The 19,174-nt window shown below is 47.7% G+C and carries 11 protein-coding genes; 9 read left to right on the plus strand and 2 right to left on the minus strand.

Features of this window, described 5'->3' with window-relative positions; genetic code table 11:
* Positions 1-105 precede the first annotated feature (105 nt).
* A complete protein-coding gene (locus MUK70_RS05495; RefSeq protein ID WP_234658277.1) occupies positions 106-2,544 on the minus strand; it encodes an ABC transporter permease in 2,439 nt (812 codons plus the stop codon).
* A gap of 439 nt (positions 2,545-2,983) precedes the next feature.
* Here MUK70_RS05495 and MUK70_RS31095 point away from each other — a divergent pair, with 439 nt between their 5' ends.
* From MUK70_RS31095 to MUK70_RS05535, 9 genes are all read left to right on the plus strand, one after another.
* Positions 2,984-3,061 carry a potassium-transporting ATPase subunit F gene (locus tag MUK70_RS31095; protein WP_167274753.1) on the plus strand — a complete coding sequence of 26 codons (78 nt, stop codon included), beginning with the start codon at positions 2,984-2,986 and terminating at the stop codon, positions 3,059-3,061.
* Between the two features lie 54 nt (positions 3,062-3,115).
* Positions 3,116-4,801 (plus strand): potassium-transporting ATPase subunit KdpA, encoded by a 1,686-nt coding sequence (gene kdpA / locus MUK70_RS05500; RefSeq protein WP_234658276.1) that lies wholly within the window; start codon positions 3,116-3,118, stop codon positions 4,799-4,801.
* Positions 4,802-4,875: 74 nt separating this feature from the next.
* Entirely contained in the window at positions 4,876-6,936 is a 2,061-nt protein-coding gene (kdpB, locus tag MUK70_RS05505; protein WP_234658275.1) for a potassium-transporting ATPase subunit KdpB, read from the plus strand.
* A 26-nt stretch (positions 6,937-6,962) separates the two neighbouring features.
* On the plus strand, positions 6,963-7,520 hold the full coding sequence (locus tag MUK70_RS05510) for a K(+)-transporting ATPase subunit C (protein ID WP_234658274.1): 558 nt from the start codon (positions 6,963-6,965) through the stop codon (positions 7,518-7,520).
* Between the two features lie 88 nt (positions 7,521-7,608).
* A complete protein-coding gene (locus tag MUK70_RS05515) occupies positions 7,609-8,712 on the plus strand; it encodes a porin (protein WP_234658273.1) in 1,104 nt (367 codons plus the stop codon).
* A gap of 48 nt (positions 8,713-8,760) precedes the next feature.
* Positions 8,761-9,885 (plus strand): sensor protein KdpD, encoded by a 1,125-nt coding sequence (locus MUK70_RS05520; RefSeq protein WP_234658272.1) that lies wholly within the window; start codon positions 8,761-8,763, stop codon positions 9,883-9,885.
* A 30-nt stretch (positions 9,886-9,915) separates the two neighbouring features.
* A complete protein-coding gene (locus MUK70_RS05525; protein ID WP_234658271.1) occupies positions 9,916-11,649 on the plus strand; it encodes a sensor histidine kinase in 1,734 nt (577 codons plus the stop codon).
* A gap of 280 nt (positions 11,650-11,929) precedes the next feature.
* Positions 11,930-14,986: a SusC/RagA family TonB-linked outer membrane protein gene (locus tag MUK70_RS05530; RefSeq protein WP_234658270.1), complete on the plus strand. Its 3,057-nt coding sequence runs from the start codon at positions 11,930-11,932 to the stop codon at positions 14,984-14,986.
* Between the two features lie 4 nt (positions 14,987-14,990).
* Positions 14,991-16,499, plus strand: a complete 1,509-nt coding sequence (locus tag MUK70_RS05535) for a RagB/SusD family nutrient uptake outer membrane protein (protein WP_234658269.1) — start codon at positions 14,991-14,993, stop codon at positions 16,497-16,499.
* Positions 16,500-16,667: 168 nt separating this feature from the next.
* On the opposite strand, the gene MUK70_RS05540 is transcribed toward MUK70_RS05535, so the two are convergent.
* On the minus strand, positions 16,668-19,088 hold the full coding sequence (locus MUK70_RS05540) for a TonB-dependent receptor domain-containing protein (RefSeq protein WP_234658268.1): 2,421 nt from the start codon (positions 19,086-19,088) through the stop codon (positions 16,668-16,670).
* Between the last annotated feature and the right edge of the window lie 86 nt (positions 19,089-19,174).

Below are 19,174 nucleotides of genomic sequence, written 5' to 3' on the forward strand. Positions count from 1 at the left end.
ACAGCCGCCTGAAAGGTCTGTTCTCGCTTGCGCAGGCAAGTTGACGAACAGGCCTTTTGGCGGTTTAAAATAGTAACATTTGCATATAGCTCAATGGCCATCTCCTTACTCACTTTTGAGAACCTCCACAGGGTTGGTCCTTGCTGCCTTCATGGTCTGTGAACCGATCATGATGAATGCGATTACTAACACAGCCGTTAAGCCGGCGAAAAGCTCGAAGATTTTTACGGGTGTATGGTAAGGGAAATTGGTCAGAACAAAGCTTTCAAAGAAAAAGTAGGTGATGGGCAGCGCAATGCATGCCGATATGGACAACAGCACCAAAAAACCACGACTCAGCAAATAGACCAGGTTGCCGGAACCCGCACCCATCACTTTCCGGATACCGATCTCTTTCAGCCTTGTTTCGGTTGTGAATACCACCATTCCGAACAAGCCCATGGATGCAATGGAAATAGCAAGAAATGAGAGGAAGCCAATGATTTTGATCATCGTAGAAAATTCGCTGTATGCTTCTTCTATTGATTCTTCGTAGAATTCAGCTTCTAACGGATGCACACGATCGATCCTTTTCCAGGTGGATTCGATTTTGGCCATCGTCCCCACCATATCTTTACTTTGTATTTTAGCATTCACCACCGCGCCGTTCTCCGGGGTCCAGAACATGAATGCGACCGGCTCGATGAGGTTTTCCACTTTGCCATAATGAAAATCTTTCATGACACCTACAATGGTCATCCTGTGTCCGTTGAATTTGAAGTTGCTGAATGTAACCTCCTGACCAATGGCTTGCGCAGGGTCGCCGTTTCCAATGTTGAATCGCTTTAAAAATTGCTGATTAACGATCAGTTCGCGGGCAGCTTCGCCGGTGGTCGGCCGTCCGATGAAATTTCCTCCCGCAATGAGTTTGTATCCGTGCAGCGGCATGTAGTTTTCGTCCACATTATTGGTCATAACGAGTGCCGAATCGCGGGAATTTTTGTATTTCATATAACCTCCCCACGCATTTCCGACGCTCGTAATGATCAGCGACCGGGACACCGCAGTCACCTCCGGCATCTCGCTCAGCTCCTTTATCATAGCATCCGGTTTGTTGCCCTGCATTTGAATGTTCAGAATATTTTCAGTATTGAATCCGAGGTCAAATGCCAGAATGTTCTTGTACTGGACGTAGCCTACTGCTGTTGTTGTGATGAAAATCAGCGTAACGGTATATTGAATGACAACCAGCGCGCGGCGAAATGTGACCGGTTTGAATGATCTTACTGAAGACACATTCCTGAGTGCGTGGATCGCGCTCACTTTCGAAAAGAATACGGCCGGCATAAGTCCGGCAATGACACCGACCATCACCGAAAAAACAATGAACGAAACAACTATTGCGGGAGTAAGGTCGAGCTTTACGGTGCGTTGCATTTCTGGCGCCATATTGATCAACTGCGGCCGCAGTAAAAGGAAAATAACAAATGAAAGCAGCAGCGCGGACAGGGAGATTATGATCGCTTCGGCGAGAAACTGCTGCCTGATCTGATTTTTTTGTGCGCCGATTGCCTTGCGAAGCCCTACCTCTTTAAACCGCCGCATGGCGCGCGCTACGGAAAGATTGGTGTAGTTGAAACAGGCAGATAAAATGACTACAAGCGCGAGGCCGCCAAGGATCCACAGCACAACAGGAGGCATATGAGGCCCTGAATCGCCGCTCATGGAGCCGGAACGGAGATTTTCGCCAACAACGATATCATGCAATGGAAGAAGCTCCAATTGGATCTTCGTTTTTTCCTCAGCCAGATTTTGCTCCTTTGCAATGGCGTTAAGCTGCGATTGGATAGATGCCCGGTCAGACGCATTACCGGCATTTTGCGGCAACATGATGTACACGGAGTTGGCAAACATATTGGACCATTCCTCAAAATTTTTATCATTTTTATTCAGCTGGCGGGCCGTTGAGAGCGACACCAATGCTTCGAAACTGATATGCGAAAAAAACGGAACGTCCTTTATGATGCCGGTAACCTGGTAATCAAGCGTATCGAATTTGATTGACTTACCCAGCGCAGCGTTGTTGCCGAACAGCTTTTTCGCCGCCGTTTCCGTCAGAACGATCGAGTAGGGATCTTTTAGCGCCGTTTCGGGATTGCCTTCCAGCATGGGATAGGTAAATATTTTAAAAAACGATGGCTCGGCCCAGAAACCCTTGACAGGAAGCACATGGTCGCCCACCCGGGCATCCTGTAAAAAATCGTTGCGTATAATAGCGACCTCCTCCACGCCTGTCACTTTTTCACGGATAAGGTTGCCGGTTTTTATTGATGTCGACGCGTACTTTCCGCCGCCTTGCTCGCCCTTGAAACTTGCGACATTGGTGATACGATAGATCCTGTCGCCATTCCTGTGAAACTTATCGTAGGAACGCAGGTCGAGCACAAACGCGATGAGCAGTAACCCAACCGACATACTGATGGCCAGGCCTACAATGTTGATGGAAGAGAACAGCTTATTGCGCATCAAGCTGCGTCCCGAAGTTTTAAAGTAGCTTCCGATCATGGTTTAGATGGAAAAAGGTTAAGCAAAAGTTCCTGTTGCTCGCCAGTCAAAAAATCTATGCCCTCTCTGTTAAGACGTTAATAATAAAGTAGTTAACTGCAAATTGAATGTAAATTATGTTCAAAAACGAACATTTCACGATTACACGGACATTCCTGTATCAGCGGCCTATCAAAATGGAATTCCTTATCATTTTGATAGGCTTAATTATGCTGGCACAAATCAGGATTTCTCAATAAAAGATTGATAACCAAGAGCTTAATACGTATGCAGTTCTTTTGGAACAATGTTTAATCTGTATCGAGCAACAAACCAATTCTAAATTGAAAAGCATTCATTTTAAATCAAATCTCATGTTAACAATCCTCTTGATCGCCGCCGGCTGCTTGTGCTTTGCGCTCTTTTATCAAACCGTTCATTTTTTCGAAAAGATCTGATCATGGCAGCATTATTCATCGTCTCAATCGGCGTGTTTTTCTATATGTGCTACGTATTGATCAAACCCGAAAAGTTCTAATCCACGGATCCTGGCAGCTGCAAATGATCAGGTGCCTGATAACAATTTTCAAAAATGAATACAGAAATTCTAGGCGTTATAGCCATGTATGCAGTTGTGGTCCTGATGGCGGTCCCATTTGGCAGATACATTGCAAAAGTCTACGCAGGTGAAAAAACGCTGCTGGACCCGGTTTTCAATCCGATCGAAAGAATATTTTTCCGTATCAGCGGAATTGACGAAAAGGCCGAAATGGACTGGAAACAGCATTTAGTGGCATTACTGACGATTAATTTTGTGTGGTTTCTGCTCGGCATGTTTGTCCTGATGAACCAAGGCTGGCTGCCGCTCAACCCGGACGGGAATCCGGGCCAAACGGCTGACCTCGCATTCAATACAACCATTTCTTTCGTGGTTAACTGTAACCTTCAGCATTATTCGGGAGAGAGTGGCGTGAGTTATTTGTCGCAGCTATTTTTAATGTTCCTCCATTTTGTAAGCGCCGGAACGGGCATGGCGGCGGCGGTTGTTCTGTTTATTGCATTAAAAGAAAAAACAACCGGAAAGCTGGGGAACTTCTATCACCTCATGCTGATCTCCTGCACCCGCATTTTATTGCCCGCTTCGGTGGTCGTTGCCAGCATTCTGGCATTCAACGGCACGCCTATGACTTTGGAGGGTAAGGACAGGATGATCACCATGCAGGGCGATACGGTGGGCGTTTCGACGGGCCCTGTGGCTGCATTTGTTGCGATCAAACATCTGGGAACTAATGGCGGCGGGTTTTATGGGGCAAACTCTGCGCATCCGCTCGAAAATCCGAATTACCTCACCAATATGATTGAGATGTTTACTCAAATGATTGTCCCGCTTGCTATGATCTTCGCACTGGGATTTTTTTTGAAAAGAAAAAAAATGGCCTGGATGATTTTTGGCGTGATGACTGTTGGTTTTCTGACACTTTGCATTCCAACCGTTATCTGGGAGGTGCGCGGAAATCCGGCCATCGCTCAAATGGGCATTGACATGGGTTCAGGTGCAATGGAAGGCAAGGAAACCAGGTTTGGAAGCGCGGCTTCGGGGTTCTGGAGTATAGCTACCACCGTTATATCCACAGGTTCTGTCAATTCCATGCACGACAGCACCATGCCGCTATCTGGTATGATGCAGCTGCTGGCCATGATGACGAATGCTTTTTATGGCGGATGCGGGGTGGGGATACTGAATTTTTTCATCTTTATCATTCTGGCCGTTTTTATCAGCGGATTAATGGTAGGGCGCACACCTGAGTTTTTGGGTAAAAAAATTGAAGGCCGTGAAATGAAGATCGCCATGATCGTTGCGCTGTTGCATCCGTTGTTGATCTTGGCAGGCACGGCGCTTGCGGCAGCTTTTCCAGCCATTACTTTGGCCAACCTGAATAATCCCGGTTTTCATGGATTCAGCGAAATGCTTTATGAATACACTTCCTCGGCCGCCAATAATGGCAGCGGATTTGAAGGCCTTGGCGACAATAATCCATGGTGGAACATTACAACAGGCTTCGTGCTGATCCTTTCCCGCTTCATCCCGATCATAGGACCGGTTGCCATAGCAGGACTTTTGGCTAACAAAAAGTTCATTCCCGAAAGCGCAGGCACATTGCGCACCGATTCCGGCACATTCGGAATGATGGTGCTGGCAGTTATCATGATCATCACCGCCTTGTCATTTTTCCCGGCGCTGACGCTTGGGCCGATAGCCGAATATTTCAGCCTGTAATGTGCCTTCTCAGGCAAATTTTCCAAAAAAATAAAACGAGCGCTATGCCGACATGCGCTAACATCCATCTGTTTATGAAAACTCAAAATGCATCCTTGTTCCAGAGGGAGCTGGTGAATGAAGCTTTAAAGCAATCTTTCATCAAACTCAACCCCAAAGTCCTGTTCCGAAACCCGGTTATGTTTACCGTCGAGATAGGCACGTTCATTATGTTTGCGGTCTGTATCTGGATCTTGTCCGGGAACACCACGCAAGGCAGCTTCACTTACAATGTCGTGATTTTTCTGACACTCCTGCTTACGTTGCTTTTTGCCAATTTCGCCGAAGCCATCGCCGAGGCAAGGGGAAAAGCCCAGGCCGACAGCTTGCGGAAAACCCGCGAGGAAACCCCCGCAAAGCTGATCATCGAAAATGGGCCGGGATTTGCCGTAACAACGCAAAGTATCATGTCTGCACAGATGAAAAAAGGGGATATTTTCATCTGCGAGGCAGGCGATAACATTCCCACCGACGGCGAGATCATCGAAGGTCTGGCGACGATCGACGAGAGCGCCATAACCGGCGAATCGGCACCCGTGATACGGGAAGCGGGTGGCGATAAAAGCAGTGTGACAGGCGGAACCAGGGTCTTGTCAGACAAGATCAAAGTAATGGTTACGACTGCTCCGGGAGAAAGTTTTCTGGATAAAATGATTGCGCTCGTGGAAGGTGCCAGCCGTCAGAAAACGCCCAACGAAATTGCATTAACGATCCTTTTGGCCGGATTTACCCTGGTTTTCGTCATCGTGTGCGTTACACTCAAGCCCTTTGCGGATTTCGCCAATACGCCTATTACCATTTCCGCATTCATTTCCCTATTCGTCTGCCTGATCCCGACAACAATCGGCGGGCTGCTTTCTGCGATTGGCATTGCAGGCATGGACCGGGCGCTGCGCGCGAATGTGATTACCAAATCGGGTAAGGCGGTGGAAACAGCGGGAGACATTGATGTGCTTCTGCTCGACAAAACCGGGACGATTACAATCGGGAACAGAAAAGCAACCCGATTCCATACGGCCAATGGCATTAGCGAAAACCATTTCATAAAAAGTGCGGTGCTAAGCTCGATCGCCGATGAGACGCCGGAGGGGAAATCCATTCTGGAACTGGCCAATGCGACGCCTTCGACCTATCAGATCGCGGATCCGAAGTTTATCAAATTTACCGCAGAGACCCGCAGTTCGGGGATTGATTTCGGAGCTATTCGTATCCGTAAAGGTGCATTTGATTCTATTAAAAATCTGGTCACCGGTGCAGGCAACCTTTTCCCGGGAGAGATCCAGGAACAAGTTGAATCCATTTCAAGCAATGGCGGCACACCGCTGGTAGTTTCGGAAAATGAAAAAGTGCTGGGTGTGATAGAATTGCAGGACATTATCAAGCCGGGCATTAGCGAGCGTTTTGAAAGGCTTCGCAAAATGGGCGTCAAAACGGTAATGGTAACGGGCGACAATCCTTTAACCGCCAAATTCATAGCAGAAAAAGCAGGGGTGGATGACTTCATCGCCGAAGCCCGGCCCGAAGATAAAATGAACTACATCAAAAAGGAACAGGAAGCCGGTAAGCTCGTAGCAATGATGGGCGACGGCACCAACGACGCCCCGGCGCTGGCCCAGGCGGATGTAGGCGTGGCCATGAACAGCGGCACGCAGGCGGCAAAAGAAGCTGGCAACATGGTGGACCTGGATAATGATCCGACCAAGCTGATCGAGATCGTCGAAATTGGCAAGCAGCTTTTAATGACCCGCGGCACGCTCACCACTTTTTCTATTGCCAATGATGTGGCCAAATATTTTGCCATTATCCCCGCTCTGTTCATTGCAGGCATCCCGGCACTCAAAGGTTTGAACATTATGGGTTTGAACAGCCCGGAAAGTGCGATCCTGTCTGCCGTAATTTTCAACGCCGTCATTATTCCATTTCTCATCCCGCTCGCACTGAAAGGTGTGGCTTATAAGCCCATTGGCGCAAGCGCGCTGCTCAGAAGAAACCTCTTTGTCTACGGACTCGGCGGCGTGCTCATCCCTTTCGTGGGCATCAAGGCGATCGACCTCGTGGTGAGTATATGGATTTTAGATATTCAAATAAAAAATTAAAATAAGCTGTAACAAAGCCTCAAACAATGAAAACGAACCTATTTCCGGCCATTAAATTAACGATTGTAACACTCCTTTTTTTCGGTGTAGTCTATCCCACAATCGTCTGGGCCATTGCGCAGCTTGCTCCAAACAAAGGTCAGGGTGAAGTGATTAGTGCGGATGGCAAACGCTATTACGTGAATATCGGGCAGGCATTTACAGAAGACAGGTTCTTCAACAGCCGGCCTTCCGCAGTGAGCTATAATGCAGCGGGCAGCGGCGGCAGTAACAAAGCACCTTCCAATAAGGAATATCTGGCAGTGGTGAAGGCGCGGATCGACACATTTCTGGTCCATAACCCGGGAATTGACAGAAAAGATATCCCCGTGGAGCTGGTAACTGCCAGCGGCAGTGGCCTCGATCCTGATATTTCCCGCAAAGCAGCCTTAATTCAGGTCAAAAGGATTGCCGCCCTGCGTACCGTGAATGAGGATAAGATCAGACAGATCGTAGAATCGCATACAGAAAAGCCATTGCTGGGCATGTTCGGTCCCGGGAAGGTGAATGTGCTGAGCCTGAACCTGGCATTGGGAAAATTATAAAAATACCCACCCCGGCCTTTACAAGCAGCGACGCGGAGGTCGGGGTTTTCAAAAGCGCCGCTACGATCAGTTTACAGTGTTTATTTCAATGAAAAAATTATTATTGGCTGCGTTGGGTTTAGTGACAATGAGACCGGCTATGGCCCAGGATTCCACCCAAACCATAAAGTCACTGACCATCAGCGGTTACGCGGAAGCCTACTACAATTACGATTTCAAAAGGCCGGTGAACAACACAACGCCCGGCTTTATGTACAACTTCAACCGGGTGGGGGAGGTGAACCTGAACCTGGGTTACATAAAGGCAAATTATTCCACAGAGCGGGTGCGTGGAAATCTGGCGCTGGCAACGGGCACTTATATGAATGCGAATTACGCCGCTGAACCGGGTGTCCTGAAAAACGTTTTCGAGGCCAATGTTGGTGTCAGGATTTCGAAGAACAGTAATTTATGGATTGATGCCGGCATCATGCCATCTCACATTGGGTTTGAAAGTGCAATCGGGAGAGACAATTGGGCAATGACCAGAAGCCTGGTCGCGGAAAATACGCCTTATTTCGAATCCGGTGTAAAACTAGGTTTCACAACGAAAGATGAAAAGCTCTATTTATCGGCCATGTATCTCAACGGCTGGCAGCGCATACAAAGGGTTGACGGCAACACCACGCCGGCCTTCGGCACCCAGATCACTTACAAGCCGGCAGCGACAGTAACAGTGAATTACAGCACATTTATAGGAAACGACAAACCCGACAGTTTGCGGTTAATGCGCTATTATCATAATTTTTACGGCATTATTCAGGTCAGCGAGCGATTCGGCGTGACCGCTGGTTTTGACTACGGCATTGAACAAAAAGCCAAAGGCAGCAAGGGTTATAACAACTGGTTTGTGCCGGTTTTCATCGCCCGTTATGCTCTATCCGCGAAGGTTAACATAGCCGCGCGCGGGGAATATTTTCGGGATCAAAATGGCGTTATTGTCACAACGGGGACGGCGCATGGATTTGAGACTTTCGGGCTGTCGCTTAATGTGGATTATGCCATATTTCCCGGCGTGCTCTGGCGCGTAGAAGTGAGGAATCTGAGCAGTAAAGACAGGATCTCTCCGGAAAGAACAAGTGCCGACGCACCTGAACAGACATTCGGGAAGAATAATCTGTTTCTGACCAGCTCTTTATCTGTCTCCTTCTGATTTAACAAGGGTTCCTCATGTCAATTAATCAATCGATACCATTAAGATATGTCTGAAACCAGCCCTAATGCACAACATTTTCTTGACCTGATCAAAAGGTCAAGGCGCGGAAAGTTCAAAGTCTACATCGGCATGAGCGCAGGCGTGGGCAAAACTTTCCGTATGTTGCAGGAAGCGCACGCGCTTCTTCGAAACGGTATTGACGTTAAAATTGGTTATATAGAAACCCATAACCGAAAGGAAACGCACGATTTACTGGATGGACTCCCGGTTATTCCGCGGCGGAAGCTTTTTTATAAAGGAAAGGAGCTCGATGAGCTGGACGTCCAGGCAGTTATAAGCCTGCGTCCGGAAGTGGTGATTGTGGATGAGCTGGCGCATACCAACATTGAGGGCAGCAAAAACGACAAGCGCTGGCAGGATGTGCTGGAAATCCTGGATGCGGGGATCAATGTGATCAGTGCTGTGAACATTCAGCATATCGAAAGCCTGAATGAGGAAGTGAAAGGCATTACCGGCGTGGAGGTGCGGGAGCGAATCCCGGACAGCGTGTTGGGCGCGGCGGACGAGGTGGTGAATATTGACCTTACGGCCGACGAATTGATTACGCGGTTAAAGGAAGGGAAAATTTACAAACCCGAAAAAATACAGACCGCGCTCAACAACTTCTTCAAGGCCGACCATATCCTGCAACTCCGGGAGCTGGCATTAAAAGAAGTGGCCAGCCAAGTGGAGCGGAAAGTGGAATCGGAAATACCGAAAATGGTGGCTCCGCGGCGTGAGAAGTTTCTGGCGTGCATCAGCAGCAATGAAAGCACGGCGCGGCATGTGATCCGCAAAACGGCGCGGCTGGCGAGTTACTACAGTAGCAAATGGTTTGTCCTGTATGTACAAACGCCCGGTGAAAGCCAGGACAAGATCGCTTTAGACAAGCAAAGGCATCTGATCAATAATTTCAAACTGGCAACTGAAATGGGTGGCGAGATCATCCGCGTGCAGAGCGCTAATGTTTCGGAGGCGATCATTAAAGTGGCGGAGCAGCGGGAAATCACGACGATTTGTGTGGGTAAGCCGCATATCACCCTTTTGAAGGTCATTTTGGCCACAAATCTTTTTAATAATCTTTTGAAAAAGCTTTCGTCTTCCGACATTGACCTGGTAATCTTATCCTGAGCGTGAAGTTGAGCAACATTTGAGCCGAAGATGAAAATAAAAAGCAAACTGAGACTTGGGTTAGGAACCCTCTTTTGTCTGATCCTGACCTTGGGCCTGATCGCCGCAAAGCATGTATACACCCTCAAAGATGATACGGAAAACATTTTGGCGGACAACTATCAAACTCTTGATTATGTGCAGCATATGCTGCTTGCGCTGGACGAGGTGAAGACCAATCCAGGTGCCTGGAAAGCATTTGACCAGAATCTCAAAAAGCAGCAACGCAATGTGACGGAAATAGGGGAAGCTGAGGCCACGCAGAAAGTTCAGGATCATTATGATCTTTTGAAGGCCAGTCCGCGGAGCGACACATTGCCGGTTGTTGTCCGAAGAGATTTGGCAGCATTGGCTAAAATCAACATGCAGGCCATTCAAAAGAAGAGCGATATCGCTGTGGGCTCTGTCCGCTCTGCTATTGTCGGCATTGTCTTTACAGCCACATTGTGTTTTTTAATTGCCCTGACGCTGCTGGTCAATCTGCCGTCCAACATTGCCAATCCTATCCGGGAGCTCACAGAAAGCATAAAAGAAATTGCAGCGAAAAACTATTCAAAGCGCCTTCATTTTCCCGGAAAAGATGAGTTCGGTCAGTTGGCCGATTCATTCAATATCATGGCCGAAAAACTGGAAGAGTATGACAATAGCAACCTTTCCCAGATCCTGATTGAGAAAAAAAGGACCGAAGCATTGATCAACAACATGCATGAGCCGGTCATTGGTCTGGACGAAAACAAGCATGTTCTTTTTGCCAATGCTGAGGCCGTGAAGATCACGGGAATGCCGGTGAGCGAAATGCTGGGAAGATCAGCTGTAGATCTGGCCGTTCAAAACGATCTGATCCGTGTGCTGATCCAGGAAAAGCAGGAAACCAATGGGCTTGCAACGCAAACTACGGCGCCTTCCCTTAAAATTTATGCAGACAACAAAGAAAGTTATTTCGAAAAGGAAATCGTCGACATTACGATCATCCCGACCGGCGAGCGGCAGAAAAAGTTTATCGGGCAAGTGATTATTTTGAAAAACATTACACCTTTTAAAGAACTGGATTTTGCCAAAACCAACTTCATAGCCACAGTTTCCCACGAGCTGAAAACACCCATTTCTTCTATCAAAATGAGTTTGCAGATCCTAGAAAACCAGCGAACGGGCGTGCTTAATGATGACCAAAAGCAGTTGATGGAAAGCATTAAGGATGATAGTAACCGGCTTCTGAAAATTACCGGTGAGCTTTTGAACATGTCGCAAGTGGAAACCGGCAATATTCAGCTTAGCATTCAGCCGAGCAGTCCTTATGCCATCGTGCGTTATGCGCTGGACGCGGTGAAGATTCCCCTGGAGCAAAAGGAAATAGATCTGGTGTTAGAAACGGATGAAAATTTACCGGATGTCAGGGCGGATATGGAGAAGACCGCCTGGGTGCTCATCAACTTCCTGACCAATGGCATCCGCTACTCCCCGCAAGCAGGCCGGCTGCTGCTCGAACTCAGGCACGGTGATAACGGCATCAGGTTTTCCGTACGTGACGATGGTAAGGGCATCGACAGTCGCTATCGGAACAGGATCTTTGACAGATATTTTCAAATTCCCGGCAGCTCAAAAACCGGCACCGGATTGGGGCTCGCGATTAGCAAGGAATTCATCGAAGCACAGGGTGGCATTATCGGTGTTTCCAGCGAGATCGGCATGGGGAGCACATTCTATTTTGAATTGACAAAAGTGTAGCAATATGGTTAATCCAAGTTGGGCGGAATGCCGGGTTCGACAAATGCGTGCTTCCTTTTTTTCGAAATTTTTGTGACCAAATATTTGCGTTCTCGTGCACATTTTTTGCGTGGTCGAGAACGCAAGAATGTTCGAAAAAAGAAGAAATAAGGGCATAGACCTAAAAAATGTATGGCATTTTCCAATTTACACAGACTAAAAATTGCATTATTTTTAAATCAACCATATTAATGTGAAGTAAAAAACGGTTACTTTGTTGCGTAAACAAAAATTTACTGCAATGAAAAAACCTAAGCCCAAACCAACCATGTGGTCCCCAAAACAACGATCGTTGCGCTATCCGCTCGCGATGATGCTAGGGATGTCCCTCATTCAATCTCCCCAGAGCATTGCGCTCCCGTTTGCCCATCACGCCACCGCTGATGTGCTCCGCCTGGACCGGACTGTTACCGGTAAAGTAAAGGATGAAAGTGGCGAACCGCTCGTAGGCGTAACTGTTACCATTAAAGGTAACAATGCCATCGGTGCATCCACCGACATGAACGGGGCCTTTTCACTGGCCATTCCCGACAACCTGGCCAGCAATGCCACGCTGGTATTCAGCTACATCGGTTACGCGCCTGTGGAAGCCGAATTAGGCCAGAAGACCGTTTTTGACATTGCCTTAACCTCGTCGTCCAATCAGTTGGAACAGGTCGTAGTCGTTGGTTATTCAGCCAAGAAGGTGAAATACCTGTCGAGTTCCGTCTCCACGATCAGCAACGAAAAACTGAGAGACGTTACATCCAATGAGCTTCCCAATTTGCTTCAGGGAAAGGCGCCGGGTGTGGTGGTTTCGAGCGCATCGGGCGATCCTACCAGCCCCGGACGTATATTAATCCGCGGTGCGGGAACAATTTCGGCCGGCACTTCGCCGCTGATCGTCGTGGATGGCAACATTGGCGGCAGTTATAACCCGGTGGATGTTGAAAACATTACTGTATTGAAAGATGTGGCTGCAACCGGTTTATACGGATCGCGCGCAGCAAATGGTGTTATCATTGTCAATACCAAGATGGGAAAAGCCGGAAAGACTGAAATCAGTTTTGCCAATACCATGGGAATTGCCCAGGCTACGACGGGGAATTTTCATTTAATGAATTCGCAGCAGTTGTATGATTTCCAGAGCACATTTTATCCGCGTGAAGCATCCGTTCTCCAGAACAATACAAATTGGTGGGAAGAAGCTTTCCGAACAGGATTTGTGAATAACCACACTGTTTCGGCCTCTGGTGGAAGTGAGAAAACCACTTTCTACATTTCCGCCAATTATTACAGGGAGCAGGGAACACAGATCGAAAATGATAAAACCGGCTATAACTTCCGCGCCAACCTGCAATCGCAGCTGACCCGGAAACTCGCGGCGAAAGTATTATTTAACGGCACATTCAATAAGGACAATTATGCAAATAGCAATACTTTGTACGATGCCTATAACAACCTCCCGTTTGACCCGGCTTATGATGCTGAGGGCCAGCCGATAGATGCCAGGACATACCCGACCTGGCTGGGGCGGGACCGCGAGAACTTCCTGCATTCCGTACAGTACAATTATGACAAAGCGCAGAGCCTGGGTGTAACGACCGACGTAAACCTGGATTACGAACTGACTGATAAAATTACATTATCGTCATATAACCGGGTCAATTTTACAAATGGTCTGAGCGCAAGTTATAACGACAAACGCACCAAACAAGGGGGCGCCAATAGCGGTGAGCTCTATAATGGAACGTCGTATTCGAGCCGTTTGCTGACATCGAACCGCATTCGTTATTCGGAGGATTTTGGGAAGCATGGCCTTACCTTGCTGGGAGTTGCCGAAGGCGAAACCACTTATTCGAGCAGCACCAGCGCGGCGGGCAAAGGTTTACCTCCTGGCCGAGACGTCATGTCGGTGGCAACGGATATCCTTACCAATCCGACGGGGTTGAACGAACAGGTGGGTTTCCGCAAATTCCTGGGACAGGCAGATTATAACTTTGACAACAAGTATTTCCTCGTAGGTTCTTTTGTGAATGAATTTTCCTCTCTGTTTGGAAGAAACAATTCCACGGCCAACTTCTATCAATTGGGAGCATCCTGGATTTTGAGCAATGAAGCATTTTTGAAAAACAACAAAACCCTGACATTCGCCAAACTCCGCGCAAGCAACGGAACGGTGGGCAATGCCGACGGGCTGAGTAATTTCGCTTCATTGGGCTTGTACACGATTTCTGCTGACGGATCTTACTCGGGGCTTCCGGGCGCAGCTCCGTCGCAGAAGGGAAATCCGGACCTGACCTGGGAAAAAATCAAATCATCGAACGTTGGTTTTGATCTGAGCTTTTTCAACCGCATCGATCTGGTTGTTGACGCGTATGTGAAAGAAGCCAGTGAGCTTTTGTATCGCAAACCATTGGCTGCAACAACGGGTTACAGCTACGTTTGGGTTAATGCAGGATCAATCCGCAACAAGGGAATTGAGTTTAGTCTGACATCGACCAACATTAAAGGCAAGGATTTCAGTTGGGAAACAAACCTGAATATGGCCTTCAACCGCAACAAAGTGCTGGAACTGAGCGATGGTTCGACGGTATTCAACTCAGGCGCGCGCCAGCCAATCGCGGTGGGGCACAATATGGACGAATATAATTTGCCGATCTGGGCAGGTGTAAACCCCGAAAATGGTGATCCGCAATGGGAAAAAGTCGTTAAGGATGCAAACGGCAATATTACCAAAGAGCTTACGAGCACTTACAATCAGGCGCAAACGGCGGATTCACGTCAGTTTGCAGGAAAAACAGCCGCTCCGAAGTTCACCGGTGGGATTTCGAATACATTGTACTACAAAAATTTCACCGTATCCGCTTTCTTCAACTTTGTGTCCGGAAACTGGGTGTATAACGAGAGCCGCGTTTATTTCGATAACGACGGGCTGTACGAAAGTTATAACCAAATGGTGCTTGCCAAGGGATGGAGCCGCTGGGAAAAGCCGGGCGACGTTGTTACACATCCGAAACCAATCGTTGGTGGTAACAAGGATTCCAATCAATCTTCTTCGCGTTACCTGGAAGACGGCAGTTACATCCGTCTGAGAAACGTGCGTGTGGGCTATTCGCTTCCCGATAATGTCTTGGGAAGAAGCGGTTTTTCGAGAGTTTCCGTATTCATCAGTGGTGATAACCTCTGGACTGGGACCAAGTTCTCCGGCCCGGATCCGGAAGTAACCTTAACACAGGTTGATTTAAGCTCGGGATTATCCAGCTTAAGATATCCAATCAGCAAAAAATATCTTATCGGGATCAACTTTTCATTCTAATATCATGAGAAAATATTCAATACATAAATTACTGTTCATGGGTGTGCTGCTTTTCGGTACGGCATCGTGTGAAAAATACTACGAACCCACAACATCCATTGATGAGGAATCGGCGCTCACCAATGCCGGTGACGTGGAAACAGCCACCATTGGGACTTATGCAGTGTTACTGAACGCTGCTTATGTGCGCAGCGTGCATTTCCTCATGGAATATCCCAGTGACGAAATTGCGCAGGGACAATCGTCCGGTGATGACCTCACGCGCGCATATCGTTACACGCATATCAACACCTCGGGGCATGCCACCAACTTCTGGGGGCAGGCTTACAAGGTGATTGCGGCGGCGAATAAAATCATTGCCTATGTCCCCGACGAGTCGTCTGTGATTTTGCGCCAGCTCAAAGGGGAAAATCTTTACCTGAGAGCCATGATGCATTTCAACCTCGTGCGCGTTTTCGGGCGTCCCTATACGCAGCAAAGTGGTAGTAATCCAGGCGTTCCGCTGCTGATGGACGGAATGAGCGACGATGCAATCAACAGCATTACCCGCAGTTCGGTGAAGGAAGTTTATGACTCGGTCATCCAGGATCTGATCAAGGCTGCGGATTTAATGTCTGAGAACAAGTCCAATTCCTTTGCCTCGAAAGAAGTTGCGCAGGCACTTCTTTCGCGTGTATATTTGTACAAAGGCGAGAATGAAAATGCAATCAAATATGCCGATCTGGTGATCAAATCGGGACGCTACAAGCTTGTTCAGGGCGGGGAATTCAGCAGTTATTTCAAAACAGCGCCTGCAAGTAACCAGGAAACGATTTTTGCAATCCGTCACACCAAAGTGCAGGACCGGGGATTCTCTGCTATCGGTTCTATGTATTTCAGCGCCAATGCTTCTGGGACTGCCGAGGGCCAGGGTGTGAGCGGTTGGGCTGAGATTTATGCTTCAAAGAAATATTTTGATTTTCTGACCAAAAATCCAGCCGACCTGAGGAGCAACTTTATTTCTCCTTACACAATTAACGGCGTCCTGCAGTATAATTTGAAGTTGTCGCCCTCGACGCCGATGTACTACATCAATAAATACTCCATGCAGGAAGGCGTGATCAATCTGAGCTCTCCGGTCTATCTGCGCCTTGCAGAAATGCACCTGATCCGCGCAGAGGCTAACGCAAAAATGGGCAAGATGGCGGCAGCATTGGAAGATGTGAACCTGCTTCGCCAGCGCGCAGGCCTGTCAGGAAACCAACTTTACACCGTTGGAAACCTGGGAACGAAAACCGTCCTGGATGTGGTCATGGAAGAACGCTGGCTGGAACTTGCGTTTGAAGGACACCGTTCGTATGATTTGTTCCGCAATAACTTGCCTATGGAAAGGAATTACCCGGGCACACATTCATTGAACAATACGCCTACAACCAACATTACACAGAAGGTTTTACCAACCGACGCCCGCATTATTTTCTTTATACCACAAGCGGAAATCGACCGAAATCCGAAACTGACGCAGAACCCATAAGTTGGGATGTATTACAACCTAAAAAAGGTGGCGCAGGGATTTCCTGGCCACCTTTTTTCATGGATACGCTGTAAAGTTCGCCTGCCCCTTACTGCGATATACTTTTAAATGGGATCATTGCCTTGCACGAGAGGATAAGCCGTTTTATGAAAAAACTATTCAAGCTCCTTAACCTCCCTTGATCCGGTTCAATTCCTCTTCCGAGCCGGTACGGCGGTTGCGGGCAGCATTGATTTCTTTGCTTCCGAAACGGTAATTAAAATTCACTTTAAGCATCTGCCCCTCAAACCGGAAACGAAGATTGGTTTTAATGCCAGCATATTCAGACTCATATCCGCCTCTTGCCGTGTGGAAAATGTCGCTGAATGATACTTTTAATGTCGCATTGCTTTTCCAGAATTTTTTCTGAACACCTGCATCCATCATGCCCATTGCCCAGTTGTAGTCAATGCGGCGGTAAGGCGAGTTGTACCAGCCTGTTAGTTCCAGTGTCCAGTCGTTTTTCAACTTGAAAGTGCTCTGGCCGTTCATATTGAATGCCGTTGTGCTGTTGTTGATAATCAGTCCATTATCCAGCGCAGCCTTCCAGATGTTGTGATAGCCGCTGATGTTGAAATAAACGTCCCACCATTTGGTAACAGCAGTTGTAATGCTCACGTCCAGGTTGAAACCTTGTGAATGATCCAGATTTTGCGTGATGAAATAAGTGCGGCTGCTGTCGTACGGGATCCGAAGGCCTACCACCGGAAACCGCGTTCTTCTGTAACCCAGCGAAGTGGTCAGTTTGGCTTTGTAAACATGGGTTAGTTTGAAGCTGTTTGCATATTCGGGTTTTAAAAACGGATTGCCTTTGGAATAAACCAATTCATCGATACGGTATTCAAACGGATTCAGGTTTTGGTAGCTCGGGCGATTGATCCTCCTGCTGTAATTTAAATTCCAGTTGTGGTTTTTAGAAGCTTTAAATGAGAGCGCGCCGCTTGGGAAAAAGTTAAGATATGTTGTATCAACCTTGTCCAGATCATTGTGCTTGAAGCTCGTCAGGTCGCCCAGTGATTTGGTATGCTCGGCCCGGACGCCTGCCTGTAAATCCCATTTTTTACCCAGGGGAACATTGTAGTTGAGATATGCCGCATAAACACGCTCAGTGTATTTGAACCGGTTACTGCGGTTTGTATCAATGACCTCGACATTGCTGATCACATTGAAAAAGTCGAAAGTATTATCCGACCTGACATCCGATAATTTGAAGCCATAGCCCAGTTTTCCCTTCTGCACACGTTGTTCATAATCGGCCTTGAAGGACCGGATCGTAATGTCGACGGGCGTTTTGCTTACGTAATTTCGTTCCAGCGGTTCCTTATTGTCTGCGCTGAAAAAATACTTATTGGGCTGATAACTTATTCCCCGCGACACAAACCGGCCAAAATCCGCATCCACATTGAGCTCGTGACCGGTGGTGTCTGCATAATGGTAATTGAGGTTGACATTCAGGTTTTTATTTCTTTCGGGATTAGAGGTCTGGGAAAATAGCGTCAGCGAGTCGGTTTGCAGATTATTCCTTTTGCTGATGAATGTTTCACTTTTTCCGCCACCATTGTGGTTACTGATCCGGCCATCGACACTGAATCCGAGGGTGTTTTTTGAATTGATAAAATAATCCGCTCCGACCTTCGCACTGTGCGTGGTGTCGCGCCAGATTCCTTGCCATAGCTTATTGTATGCCACATTATTCAGGACCTGGTCGTCGTAGGTTGTATTGCGCCAGGCGCCCTGGTTAAAGCCATAGGAGCCAAAGACATTGAATTTCTTGTCGCGGTGATTCAGGTTCAGGGAAGCATTGTACTTGGGTGTTATGCCAAACATCGCGCCCAGGCTCAGATTTCCATTCGTGCCCAACTTCACATTTTTCTTTAAGCGAATGTTGATGATGCCCAGATCGCCAGCCGCATCATATTTAGCTGATGGATTGGTGATAATTTCAATAGCCTCTATATCAGCCGAATTCATACTCTTCAACGTCGACGCAAGGTCTTTTCCGCTCATTGGCGAGGGTCTGCCGTCGATATAAATCCGCACGCCCGTTTTTCCTTTTACCAGAATGTTCTCGTCTTTATCAACCTGGACGCCTGGTGATTTTTGTAATAATTCCAATGCATTTGAGCCCGTTGCGTTAATGCTGCCTTCAATGTTGAAGACCAGCCTGTCGCTTTTGACCTCAATGAGTGGCTTGGCAGCGGTTACCTTTACTTCATTCAGCTGCTGTGCTTCCGCGAGTAACTTGAAAACCGGGAAGTTGACATCCGCGGCCGTGACGGCAAATTCCGGGGATTGGAACGGCTTGCTACCGACAGCCGAAATACGCAGAAAATACTTCCCTGCATGAATGCCGGAGATTTTAAATGTGCCGGCATCATCGGCCACATCTGCTTTTACCAACGAAGAATCGAGTGATTTGTTAACTGAAACAGCCGCAAACGGAACCGGCTCGTTCTGCTGATTTTTAACAGTTCCGCTGACCAGAAAACTTTGAGAATAGGTGTAAAATGGAAAAAGCAGGATAAATGTGATCCGTAAAATTTTTTTCATAAATAGGTTCATGGCTAATGTCTTCCTTAAAGGGACAGAAAAGCATAGAAAAGTTGCATGCAGTGCATCAAAATTTTATTTGGTTG

The sequence above is a fragment of the Dyadobacter chenwenxiniae genome, from assembly GCF_022869785.1.
GTDB lineage: Bacteria > Bacteroidota > Bacteroidia > Cytophagales > Spirosomataceae > Dyadobacter > Dyadobacter chenwenxiniae.

What these genes read in the sequence shown, in the direction of transcription:
- MUK70_RS05540 (WP_234658268.1), bottom strand. Translation starts at nt 19,088, where the DNA reads ATGAAAAAAATTTTACGGATCACATTTATCCTGCTTTTTCCATTTTAC.
- kdpA (WP_234658276.1), top strand. Translation starts at nt 3,116, where the DNA reads ATGAATACAGAAATTCTAGGCGTTATAGCCATGTATGCAGTTGTGGTC.
- MUK70_RS31095 (WP_167274753.1), top strand. Translation starts at nt 2,984, where the DNA reads ATGGCAGCATTATTCATCGTCTCAATCGGCGTGTTTTTCTATATGTGC.
- MUK70_RS05530 (WP_234658270.1), top strand. Translation starts at nt 11,930, where the DNA reads ATGAAAAAACCTAAGCCCAAACCAACCATGTGGTCCCCAAAACAACGA.
- MUK70_RS05535 (WP_234658269.1), top strand. Translation starts at nt 14,991, where the DNA reads ATGAGAAAATATTCAATACATAAATTACTGTTCATGGGTGTGCTGCTT.
- MUK70_RS05495 (WP_234658277.1), bottom strand. Translation starts at nt 2,544, where the DNA reads ATGATCGGAAGCTACTTTAAAACTTCGGGACGCAGCTTGATGCGCAAT.
- MUK70_RS05520 (WP_234658272.1), top strand. Translation starts at nt 8,761, where the DNA reads ATGTCTGAAACCAGCCCTAATGCACAACATTTTCTTGACCTGATCAAA.
- MUK70_RS05525 (WP_234658271.1), top strand. Translation starts at nt 9,916, where the DNA reads ATGAAAATAAAAAGCAAACTGAGACTTGGGTTAGGAACCCTCTTTTGT.
- MUK70_RS05515 (WP_234658273.1), top strand. Translation starts at nt 7,609, where the DNA reads ATGAAAAAATTATTATTGGCTGCGTTGGGTTTAGTGACAATGAGACCG.
- MUK70_RS05510 (WP_234658274.1), top strand. Translation starts at nt 6,963, where the DNA reads ATGAAAACGAACCTATTTCCGGCCATTAAATTAACGATTGTAACACTC.
- kdpB (WP_234658275.1), top strand. Translation starts at nt 4,876, where the DNA reads ATGAAAACTCAAAATGCATCCTTGTTCCAGAGGGAGCTGGTGAATGAA.